Source organism: Rhizobium skierniewicense (assembly GCF_014196515.1).
GTDB lineage: Bacteria > Pseudomonadota > Alphaproteobacteria > Rhizobiales > Rhizobiaceae > Agrobacterium > Agrobacterium skierniewicense.
The window spans coordinates 25,179-35,805 of sequence record NZ_JACIDV010000022.1 but is presented as its reverse complement, the minus strand read 5'-3'; the positions used below and the strand labels follow the sequence as shown (position 1 = coordinate 35,805).

The following is a 10,627-nucleotide window of genomic DNA, read 5'->3' as shown; positions in this document are numbered from 1 at the left end:
TCTCGTCACTGACCCATGCACGATCAGCGCTTTTAAACTGGCGCAGCGATTACAACGATCATCGACCACACTCTGGACTCGGCTGGATGACGCCTGCCGAGTTCGCTCAGACCATCAACCCGCGACGTGATGCGGTGCTGCGCAGCCGGAATGGCTCCGCACCGCAACCCGCCGCTACCGCCCCGAATACAGCAACCCAAAACCGCTGGAGCGAACTCAAAACTGGATAAAACTTGGGGGCAACGTCACCTGGGAAACGATCCTGTGATGTTGGCGGTTAAGGTTCGACTGGTACGTCGCAGCATCCCTATTAGATCAAGACTAATCTCCGGCAATGTAGTATCGAAGGCAAGCATGAAACACTTCGGTGACCTACAAGGTGTCCTTGCGGACTTGAGACGGAGTGACTCCGAACGCCTTTTTGAAACTTTGCGTGAAGGCACTTTGCGACGTAAAGCCCCACTTTTCAGCAATTTTCTTCGCGGAGAGATCCCTTTTCTGATCGAGGTCGTCGCGAGCTTTTTGTAGCCGCAGAGCACGCTGATACTCGCTGATCGTTTGTCCGACAGATAGCAAGAAAGAGTATTGCAGCGAGCGGACACTAACAGCGCTCAAGCCAGCTAGAAATTCGGGCGAGTTCCTGTCCGCTGGATGTGCGTGGATATAATCGATCGCCCGGCGCACCTGTCTCGGCGCGATCAAGGGCAAAGGCGCCTTCAGCGCCTGAGTATAGTTGTTCGGATAGTTTAGAAGGAAACTATCGAGGACCAAATGTCCAACAGCTGAAGAGCGTGCGTTCAGCGATCCCGCGAGTTGTTGAAAGGGTGAATTGTTCAAGAGCGCCACAAGCGCCGGAAGTCCTTTAAGATTTCGCTGGTCCAAGGCACCCTTGCTAAATTCAACCGTGTGAACCACCGGCTTATCAAGCAATATCGACATCCGCTTACAAAGAAGATCATCGGAAATGACAACCGTTGAATGTTCACTCCCGTTGAGAACATCAACATTATCTGCGTGTCGGTAACCAATCACCTGATCGGCCGCAATCGATAGCTTATCGCTCTTGAAGTGGTAACCGGTCGTGCCCTCGCTGACGAAATTGAAGAGAACAGAATCGAACATTTCGATGGGTGTAACGCGATAACTGCCTATCGTTTTCGACCATTCGAAGAAAACTTGATCTAGAACGGCCAAGTGTCCGCTAACCCCGTACCTGTGGTGCGAGCCGAGCGGAGTTACAGAGACCGGCGCATAGGCGTCACTCAGATACTCCTCAACCTCTCCGATATCCCTGGAGGAAACTTTGAGTTCCTTGTACGGACCGTTCGACATTCCTATCACATCCAAGCACGTGTTACTTCGGCGAGAAATGCACGTCAAAAAAGCAATATCTCGAATTCTCTAATATGTAGTAACGAGCCTAGTTTGTTAGGCCATGGTTGCCCTACCACCGTATCATTTGTTCAATCGATAGGTCACATGAAATTGTTGCGCTAATCCGTTTTCCAACGCACAAATCAAAATCCACCAAAGACATTGCCGAAGCTGTAGAGGACCACTTTTGTGGGGCACGCCAGCGGACCTCGATAGCCTGCGCAATAAATCTGCACCTTAGAGATATTCCTGCACCCTGGAGGCATTGAACGACGCTGCCCACGTTGAAGATCGGTGTATACAGACTATGCTAAATTAGCAGAACATACTTTCTGGTTTCCATCTTGGTGCGTCTTGGCCGGTTGAGATCAGGAATGACCCGTGTCCTGTCTGACTACGATTAGAATGATTTTAGCTTTGGAGACAACGCAGTGACCAGACGCCTGGATGAGCAATCAATTAACTCTGCCGCAACGCTCTTGTCCGCGATCGAGAACCCAAAGAGGCTCGCAATACTTCGGATCCTAATCGAGGGAGAAATGCCAGTGGGTCATTTGGCGGAAACGGTTGGCCTCAGTCAGTCCGCATTATCTCAACACCTCGCCAAACTGCGCAATGCAAATGTCGTGCAGACGCGCCGCGATGCCCAAACCATTTATTATTTCAGTCGCTCCGAACCTGTGCGGCAAATTTTAGCGGCTCTAGAAGACATTTTCAGCGAACCGGTATCTAAGCTCTCGCATTCTGCGTGAGATTTCTTCTAGCTCGGGAAGCGCTTAGTGCGGGGTCAGCTAGGCTCGCACAGACTTAGCATTACAGTTGCGTATTTTTATGACTTCTGAATCTATAGGTCTCCATGGTTCGGAGTGAACCGCGCCGGGTTTGCCGGAGGCCATTTCGTTTAAGTTATGCGGCCATAGCTGGTGCGTCCAGCATGATGTAATATCCTTCTTCGGCTTCGGCTGGCGGTATGTTGCCGATAGGCTCCAGAAGGCGACGATTGTTGAACCCGTCTACGCATTCCAGCGTAGCGAACTCCACGGCTTCGACGTTTCGCCACGGTCCTCGCCGATGGATGACCGCTGCCTCGTAGAGACCGTTGATCGTTTCTGCGAGAGCAGTGTCATCGCTGTCGCCAACACTTCCGACGGAGGGCTCGATACCCGCCTCCGCCAGTCGCTCGGAATAGCGAATGGAGACGTATTGCACACCCCTATCGGAATGGTGGATGAGCCCACCGCGATGGACGGGTCGCCGATCATGAAGCGCCTGGTCCAAGGCATCGATGACGAAGCCCGCATGAGCGGTCCGGCTCGCCCGCCAACCGATAATGCGGCGAGCAAAGGCATCGATGACAAAGGCCACGTAGACGAAGCCTTGCCAAGTCGCCACGTAGGTGAAATCGGATAACCACAGCATGTTCGGCGCGGGAGCAAAGAACGGCCGGTTCACGCGGTCGAGTGGGCATGGGCGGCCTTGTCGCTGATCGTCGTTCTGATCGGCTTGCCACGGATGATGCCCTGCAAGCCCATTGCCCTCATAAGCCGAGCGACAGTGCAGCGGGAGATGTCGAAGCCCTCCCGCTGCAATTGCCGCCAGACCTTACGGACACCATAGACCTGGAAGTTCTCATTAAACACCCGGCGCATCTCGATCTTCAGGCCGATATCGCTGCGGGCGCGGACTGACAGGCGATCCACATCCATACGCTTGGCAACGTTCTCGAAGTCGGTTGACGGGGCAATCGGCAAAAGCTTGCAGATCGGCTCAACCCCGAACACCCCACGGTGTTCGTCAATGAACGCGATCATCGTTTGAAGGTGGCGGTCGAGATACTCTTACCCGACAGGTGAATGCTCGCATTCGCCGATAGGGGCCATCGCGAAATAGGCCGAAGCTTTGCGCAAAATTTCGTTGGCCTGCCGAAGCTCGCGGTTCTCCCGCTCAAGAGCCTTTATCTTCACGACAACATCACTCGGTAGGCCTGCTCGCTTACCACTGTCGACCTCGGTCTTCTTGACCCATTCGTGCAGGGTGGGCTGGCGAGCAGCCAATCTTGGCAGCAATAGAGGAAACGGCAGCCCAGCATGATGGATGCTCGGCTTTATGGTCCAGCACCATACGGATGGCACGGTTGCGGACTTCAGGTGAAAATTTGTCTGTCGTCTTGCCCATGATGGCTCCACTTTCTCAGAAGTTGGAGCCTCCGGCAAACCCGGCGAGGTTTAGACCGCTTGAAAATGTTCTGCATCGCGGTGGGTGATAGAAGTCGCTATTTTGCTTGGAGTCATGATCTTTCCTGCCGCAGGCGTTTCTCTCGTGTCGTGTTGGTTCTGCCGGTCGGGTTCAAACTCCCGCCGTGAGTGCGCGATCAACGAGCATGACACAGTAGGCCACGGCGACAAGGAGAGTCACCCTCAGACGCAGTACCAGATACCAACGGTGCTCATTGCGTTGGGCAAGGCTCTTGAAATCGGCCACCAGAAGAAGCCCGAACACCGCCAGTTGCACGAAGAGGGCGGCGAGGGATAGACCCGCCACGAGGGTGACGAAAGCGATCAATGCCAGGACATTGCTCACACCCATGAAAAGAATATTGCCGTGTTCTATCTGAGCCCGTCCCCACAGGGTCCCAGCCATGAAAGAACTGATAATCGCACCGTATGACACGAATGCCGACGCCGTGTCGAAACCAGCAACGGTTTCCGGAGCGAGCATCAGCAACCAGAATGGCAGTGCACCGGCATAGGCAAGTATGATCGAGACCTTGCGAGAGGGCGTCATCATTGAGCACCCTCTATGATACCCTGCAGGGCATCTCCCAGACCTGCTCCACTGAGAAAGGCTGCTTCGACCCGGCCGCCGATGCACCAATCGCCGCACGCGGCAAGCTGCGACGCCCGATCGAGCAGGAACGCTTTTCCGACCGGCCGTTGGACATTGGCATAACGCCAGCGATGAATGACTGCGGCTTCGTATTCGATTGGAATGTAACGCGTGATCGCATCAATCATGTCGGCTCGGATAACGTCAAGCGGGCGATCGATATTGGTGTCGGCCCAGACGGGGTTTGAATTTACCACCAGACAGGGCGTTTCGGGCCGGTCTGGTTTGCTCTCGTTACGACAGATCCAGTCGATGACAGGGTCGTCCACACGGGCTGCCGCGAAGGGAATGTGGAGTTTGTGTTTTGGCCTGACCATCAACGTGAAACAGGCGTTCATCTTGACGAGGCCCAACGCATCGTGGTGCTCGAACCGGGACGGAAGCAGCGCTGCCGATTGTGGCGCGGGAGCCGTCGAAATCAACCAGTCAAACGGCCCTTCTCGCTCGTCCCCTATCTGGAGGTACCACTGGCCGGGTTCTCCGGTGATGGCCGAGACCTGGACGTTCAGCAGGACATTCAGACCTTCGGACATAGCTTTCGGTAACGCATTCATCGAGGGGCAGCCGACATATCTCGGCGTTTTTGACCCGCTTTGTGTCGGATCACGGTGCGTGCCCAAGTATACCAAATCTCCGTTCCACGTCCGCACGGATCCCGCCAGACAGGCGGCCTCAAGCGCGTTGCGGAAGTGATCGTCTCGGATGGTGAAGTATTGTGCGCCATGGTCAAAGGCGGCATCCTCTGACCGTCGCGTGGCCACTCGGCCTCCGACACCTTTACTCTTTTCGAAAATGCTGACATCAGCGATCCTGGAGAGCGATCTCGCCAGGGTTATTCCCGCTATCCCAGCGCCGATGATCCCTATTCGTTGGCGTATCACCATTCTATCCTCCAGTTCGGACGTCTCGTGATTTGAAAGCGCATCATTCACAAAGGGTTTGGCTTTGTGAGCGGCGTGGGAAAGGCGGCCTATATTCTGCGGAGTAGTCCATTGGCGATATACTGTTCTATGAGATCACGCTCAGCCCTGAAAGAATGGCCGCTCCAACCTTGGTGACCAAAACCAGCCAGGAGCACTGTGTCGTCCTTGACGGCGACCTCACCAATGACGTAGGAAACCGCGATCATTCCCGAGCTCGGGACAACGTAGTTGCTCGTAACCCGCGTCTTCAGCTCCAGATCGACCCGATCATGGTATCTGCGCGGTATCACCGTGAACACCTTGGCAGTCTCTGTGGCAAAGTGGGCAAACTCGTCCGTATAGTCGTCACAAAAGTCGTCCAGCCCAGACTGTTGAGCAACAAGCCCGGGCTTCAATTCGGCGAATTTCCCGCCGTCCCGCACGCACCAAATGGCGTTTGCATGGGCAATTGCCGCCGTTTCGCGCCAGGAGCGCTGTCTGATCATGGCGGATGCGGGACGTCCGGTGTTGCAAACTGCGACCACATCGGTTCGCGATCCGCCCTCCCCAACCGACCTGCAGTCGTTGAACCGGATGACAACATCACAGTTATCAATCCGGCTCGCGTCGGATGGAGCGAATGCACCGTTTCCTACAATTGCAATATTACGTGGCACGACGATATCCTATCAATTCCCCATATTACGAGGTGATGAAACGAACGGATCACATGCGATCCTCCTCAGATGCAACAGCATCGGAAGGATGGAACATCCCACCTTTTAGGGATTTGCAGACCATGGCAAAAAGGGTGAGGTCGTGGGGGGGGGGGACGGAAGCTTCCGAACGGGCACGGCATTTCCAGCTGATCGTCTTGATGGTGCATCTACCTTGGAAGCGCCGCCTCAAACACTGCACATTCCTGGCCCGAAACGATTGGGGTCGAAGACCCTCCGTGATTCATTTACTCCGACGCTCAGTGGCCTCAGAGTACCCTCCTGATATCCGGCCACAGGTCTTCAGTCGCGGCCATGAGAGTTGGCGTTGCGGCGGCCACCCAAGGGATATCGCTGTCACCACGTTTTCCAATGCGCACATCAAGCCCCGCTTCTCGCGCCAGGACCGCGCCACCGGCGATGTCCCACATGGTCGTGAGTTTCTGGAGATGACCGTCGAATATACCGCGGGCCGCGAATGCCAGGCCAAGGGATGTGGAGCGGATCGATTCGACAACCCAGCCCGCGTGCCTCAGACCGACATTGAGAGACGCGATCTCCTGGGCATCGGCGGATGCACTATCGCCGAGCGACATCACGCGTACATCCTCAAACGATATACTACGCGGGCATTTTTGGCCGTTCAACAGCAAGCCGGTGCCCTCCGCTGCTGCGTAGATATCACCTAAAACCGGAACCGCGACCACACCCAGTTCCGGTCGACCGTTGCGAACGAAGCCGAGCGATATGCCCCAGAACGGTGACCCCCGTAGAAAATTTGTTGTCCCGTCGATCGGATCGATGATCCAGTAGGCGTCATCGGCGATGCCGCCCATTTCCTCGCCCAACACGGTTTGCCCTGGAAATGCCACTGCCAACCTGTCCCGCACCAGCCTCTCGACGGCGGTATCCGCTTCAGAGACGAAATCCTGAAAACCCTTGGCCCGTGCGCCGATGGCGTCACGCGCCTCGAAGAAGCGCATCGCAAGCGCCACCGCTTCCTCGACGATACTGACAGCTTGCTCAAGGCGGTGGTTTATCGTGTCCATGATGGAGCCGCCTCGCTAGTATCTGCTTTCAGCCAGTCCTTGAAGGCCTGGACTTCATCCGTCTGGATGGCACCGACACCGGCCCGCGCAAGCACGCCCCAGACCGCCTCGGGATCGGCCAGCGCGTGCGTGTCGTTAAAATCGAGGGAGTGCGAAACATCGAGCGTGTTGATCCAGAGACGAATATTCTGGCGCTCCAACTCGGCGCGGCCTTCCTTGAGATCATCAAGATCGGAAAATTTCACTTCGATGATGGGCGCGCGCAGGGCTTCGATCCGGCGTAGATCCTCGGCAAATCGACCCTTTCTCACCGGGAACATCGGCATATGCGGGATCTTTCCGAACCAGTCTGTGTCCAGCACCGCGAAATGGGCGGCGTCAGGGTCGATATCCGTCTTGACCAGCACCTGCTCTTCGATGGCCAGACGCAATACCGTCTCCATCACCTGCGGCAGATCACGGACAAACTTGGTATCGATATTGACGGTGATGCGACCCCGTGCCTCCTCGAGCAGTTCTTCCAGCGTTGGAACGCATTCTTCAGTCACGTTGGCGCTCTCGCCACCCGCGCCGGACTTCAGCCTCGCGGCACGAACCATCTCGAAGGGCAACGCGCTTACGGTTCCTTTGCCCGTCGTCGTGCGGTCGATGGTGGTGTCGTGAATGACGACAAGCCGACCGTCCGCGGTGGTTTGCGTGTCGATCTCGATCATCTCCACACCGGCCGCGATGGCCGCGCGAACGGACGCGAGTGAGTTTTCGGCCGTGGTGGTCCAGAAACCGCGGTGAGCGATCGTTAGGATTGCGGGATTTTCGCGCGAGCAAAGGGAGAGGACGTTGCAGGAGAAGTTGGCGTTTGAGGAGGCAGTGAGGGCCTGATTCATGGTTTTCGCTTTCGGATTTTACTTTTGATGAGATGTGATCGCCCGGATCAGATTTTTCCCATGCCGGCCGCCATCAGATCGTCGCGTAGAATGCGACCGGCGATGATGAAGACGACAAGTGCTGGAAGAAGCAGGATGAAGGAGACGATGGACGCAAGCGGAAGCTGCATCGAATAGGGATCGAGATACATGTAAAGCTTGATCGGCAGGGTCTGCACAACAGGTGCGCCGACGATGAAGGACTTGTCGAATTCTTCGAAACTACCGATGAAGGACATCAGTCCGCCCGCCAGAAGACCGGGAACGGCAAGCGGCAGGATGATGTGGAGAACGATGCCGACAGTTCCGGCACCCAGCGAGCGTGCGGCGTGGATGAGATCGTCGGGAATGGTTTCGAGCGTCGCCGTCATCAGCCGGATCATCAGCGGCAGAGTGCCAACGATCTGTACGAGAATGACCCCCGTGACCGAATAGGCAAGACCAAAATGAAGAAATACCTGACCGATGCCCACGGCGACGACCAGTCCCGGAATGATGATCGGTGCCAGTATGAAGATTTCGACCAGCCGTTTCAGCCGGAAGGGAAAACGAGCCATGGCCCATGCCGTGGGCAACGCGATGACGGCCGTGAGGAACGTCACGACAACGGCAATCACGATGCTGTTGATCGTCGCACCGAGAAGGCCTGCGTCGTTAAGAAGACTTGCCCAGCGCGCCGTCGTGTAATCCCTGGGTATGATGAGCGGCGGCGACCAGCCATCGGCAATGCTCCATAAAAACATCAGCACCAGCGGCACTGCGATGGCGAGCGCCAACGCGCCGTAGAGACCAATGGCGACGAAAACCCGGTCCTCCGGCGTAAAGAAGCGGCGTCGCGGCGTCACGCCGGGTTCGATGACGATGGCGCTCATGCGGCGTCTCCTCGGTTTTGGCCGGGACCGATGCGGGATGTCAGGGAGTAATAGAAAAGCAGCACACCAATCGCGAAAAGGCTCAGCACCATGCCTATGGCATAGACCTGATTGAAGTGCCCCTGATTGAAGTCCTGAACCATGAGAACAGAGAGTGGCCGGGCCGTTGGCGGGCCAACGATATCGGGAATGGCGTAGGAGCCCATGGAACCGATGAAGGTGAGGAGGATAGCCGCAGTGATGCCCGGCATGGCAAGTGGAACGTCCACGAAGACAAAGGTCTTCAGCCGTGAAGCCCCCAGCGTGCGCGAGGCGTAGCGTATATCCTCAGGTATGGCGGCGAAGGCGCTGGTGATGATCAGCGTCATGAACGGGACCTGCTTCCAGACACTGGCCAGAATAACGCCGATGCCCCAGTCGTCACGCACCAGATGGGGCAATTGGAGCCCAAGCGGTGCAACCAGCCGGTCTAGAAAACCGCCTCGTTCGAAAACGACAATCACCATCAGGCCAACGATGATACCCGGCACAGCCATTGGTAGCTTGTAGAGACCGCTGAAAAGCTTGCGACCTGGAAAGTTCTTCCTGATCAGAAGCGCCAGCGGAACCGACACGACAAGCGATACGATCACTGGCATCACGCCGTAATAGATCGACGTCGTCAGGCCACGGATCATCGAGGGACGCGTGAAAATTCGCTCGTAGAACATCAGCGTGAAGCTGCCATCCTCCTGTCTGACGCTGCCGATCAGCGCAGACACCAGCGGCCCGCCGAAGAACATCAGGAGGTAGCCAATCCCCGGGGCAAGAAGGAGAAAAAGCTGCGCGCGCCTGTTGCGAAGGATGCCGCTTATCATGCCGCCTCCACCGCCATCGTTTCGTCGAGACACAGCACAGAACCGGGAAATTGCAGGGCGACCCTTCGTCCGGCATTGATCAGAGCGTCTGCGCCGGACTGGCTGACCCTGATCTGATGACCGCCGATCTCGACAGTATAGAGCGCATTGGCACCCATGAAGGAAACCGCTGACACCGTGCCGGCACCCGTCTCATCAGCGCGAATGTGAATATTCTCCGGGCGGACCGAAATCTGGACGTTACCGTTAGCCGCAGCGTCCAGCACCACGGATTGTCCCCATGGCAATTGCGCCTGCATCCCTTGGGCGGATACCGGCAACAGGTTGGTCTGGCCGAGAAAACCGGCAGTAAAGGCGTGCTTGGGCGCGCGATAGAGTTCCAACGGAGTGCCGATCTCAATGACGCGGCCTGCATTCATGACCACGATCCGGTCCGACATGGCCATCGCCTCGGCCTGATCATGCGTGACATAGAGGCTGGTGGCGCCGATACGGCGGTGAAGCTCGGTCAGTTCATGGCGCAGCGTGTCGCGAAGCTTGGCGTCGAGGTTGGACAAAGGCTCATCGAACAGAAGCAGGCTTGGCTGCATGACGATGGCGCGTGCCAAAGCCACACGCTGCTGCTGGCCGCCGGACAATTGCCGCGGCATGCGATCCATCAGCCCGGCGAGATTGCAAATTTCCAGCGCATGGGCGATGCGACGCGTCCGTTCGTCCTTGGCAATTTTTTTCATCTTCAGCCCGAAGCCGAGATTTTTGGCGACCGACATGTGCGGAAAGAGCGCATAGGACTGAAACACCATGGCGATATCGCGCCCTTCCGGTGGCGCCTGATCAATGCGCTTTCCACCGAGCCGAATTTCACCGCCGGATGGCTGGCTGATGCCCGTCAGAATGCGGAGAAGCGTTGATTTGCCACAACCCGATGGCCCGAGAATAGTGACGAACTCGCCCTGCTCAACGGATATGGAAACGGGATGAAGCGCATGGCTCGGTCCGTAGGTCTTGCTGATATTGCTGATTTCAAGTTCACTCATGTGAGCGTCCG

14 protein-coding genes and 1 other annotated feature are annotated in these 10,627 nt (G+C 56.6%); of the genes, 2 read left to right on the top strand and 12 right to left on the bottom strand.

Annotation, left to right across the window (positions count from 1 at the left end):
* On the top strand, positions 1–230 hold a 230-nt coding region (locus tag GGQ73_RS22255), incomplete at its 5' end, for an integrase core domain-containing protein (RefSeq protein ID WP_183897906.1).
* 142 nt (positions 231–372) lie between these two features.
* Here the strand turns inward: GGQ73_RS22255 and GGQ73_RS22250 are convergent.
* Positions 373–1,332 carry a helix-turn-helix domain-containing protein gene (locus GGQ73_RS22250; protein ID WP_183897905.1) on the bottom strand — a complete coding sequence of 320 codons (960 nt, stop codon included), beginning with the start codon at positions 1,330–1,332 and terminating at the stop codon, positions 373–375.
* Positions 1,333–1,805: 473 nt separating this feature from the next.
* Between GGQ73_RS22250 and GGQ73_RS22245 the strand changes: the two genes are divergently transcribed.
* Positions 1,806–2,126 carry an ArsR/SmtB family transcription factor gene (locus GGQ73_RS22245; RefSeq protein WP_412763001.1) on the top strand — a complete coding sequence of 107 codons (321 nt, stop codon included), beginning with the start codon at positions 1,806–1,808 and terminating at the stop codon, positions 2,124–2,126.
* A 154-nt stretch (positions 2,127–2,280) separates the two neighbouring features.
* On the opposite strand, the gene GGQ73_RS23105 is transcribed toward GGQ73_RS22245, so the two are convergent.
* The 11 genes from GGQ73_RS23105 to GGQ73_RS22200 all read right to left on the bottom strand — a co-directional run bounded on the left by GGQ73_RS23105 (position 2,281) and on the right by GGQ73_RS22200 (position 10,616).
* The gene (locus GGQ73_RS23105) at positions 2,281–2,934 is read right to left on the bottom strand and encodes an IS3 family transposase (protein WP_234911065.1); all 654 of its coding nucleotides are present in this window, start codon (positions 2,932–2,934) and stop codon (positions 2,281–2,283) included.
* Positions 2,823–3,185 carry an IS3 family transposase gene (locus GGQ73_RS23100; RefSeq protein ID WP_234911062.1) on the bottom strand — a complete coding sequence of 121 codons (363 nt, stop codon included), beginning with the start codon at positions 3,183–3,185 and terminating at the stop codon, positions 2,823–2,825. The genes GGQ73_RS23105 and GGQ73_RS23100 overlap by 112 nt, the downstream gene beginning before the upstream one ends.
* Positions 3,111–3,267 (bottom strand) — a sequence feature (AL1L pseudoknot). It overlaps the preceding gene by 75 nt.
* Positions 3,268–3,366: 99 nt before the next feature.
* Positions 3,367–3,549: a hypothetical protein gene (locus tag GGQ73_RS23095; RefSeq protein ID WP_234911066.1), complete on the bottom strand. Its 183-nt coding sequence runs from the start codon at positions 3,547–3,549 to the stop codon at positions 3,367–3,369.
* Positions 3,550–3,720: 171 nt separating this feature from the next.
* Positions 3,721–4,161 (bottom strand): DUF3429 domain-containing protein, encoded by a 441-nt coding sequence (locus tag GGQ73_RS22235; RefSeq protein ID WP_183897904.1) that lies wholly within the window; start codon positions 4,159–4,161, stop codon positions 3,721–3,723.
* A complete protein-coding gene (locus GGQ73_RS22230; RefSeq protein ID WP_183897903.1) occupies positions 4,158–5,144 on the bottom strand; it encodes an NAD(P)/FAD-dependent oxidoreductase in 987 nt (328 codons plus the stop codon). Before GGQ73_RS22230 ends, GGQ73_RS22235 begins: the two co-directional genes overlap by 4 nt.
* Positions 5,145–5,230: 86 nt before the next feature.
* Entirely contained in the window at positions 5,231–5,839 is a 609-nt protein-coding gene (locus GGQ73_RS22225) for a Urease operon accessory protein (RefSeq protein ID WP_183897902.1), read from the bottom strand.
* 308 nt (positions 5,840–6,147) lie between these two features.
* On the bottom strand, positions 6,148–6,927 hold the full coding sequence (locus GGQ73_RS22220; protein ID WP_183897901.1) for an inositol monophosphatase family protein: 780 nt from the start codon (positions 6,925–6,927) through the stop codon (positions 6,148–6,150).
* Positions 6,915–7,811 (bottom strand): glycerophosphodiester phosphodiesterase family protein, encoded by an 897-nt coding sequence (locus GGQ73_RS22215; protein WP_183897900.1) that lies wholly within the window; start codon positions 7,809–7,811, stop codon positions 6,915–6,917. The genes GGQ73_RS22220 and GGQ73_RS22215 overlap by 13 nt, the downstream gene beginning before the upstream one ends.
* A gap of 47 nt (positions 7,812–7,858) precedes the next feature.
* Positions 7,859–8,722, bottom strand: coding sequence for an ABC transporter permease (locus GGQ73_RS22210; protein WP_183897899.1), 864 nt, complete (start codon positions 8,720–8,722; stop codon positions 7,859–7,861).
* Complete coding sequence (locus GGQ73_RS22205) at positions 8,719–9,579, bottom strand: ABC transporter permease (RefSeq protein ID WP_174156095.1); 861 nt, start codon at positions 9,577–9,579, stop codon at positions 8,719–8,721. Before GGQ73_RS22205 ends, GGQ73_RS22210 begins: the two co-directional genes overlap by 4 nt.
* The gene (locus GGQ73_RS22200) at positions 9,576–10,616 is read right to left on the bottom strand and encodes an ABC transporter ATP-binding protein (protein ID WP_183897898.1); all 1,041 of its coding nucleotides are present in this window, start codon (positions 10,614–10,616) and stop codon (positions 9,576–9,578) included. Before GGQ73_RS22200 ends, GGQ73_RS22205 begins: the two co-directional genes overlap by 4 nt.
* Positions 10,617–10,627: the final 11 nt, after the last annotated feature.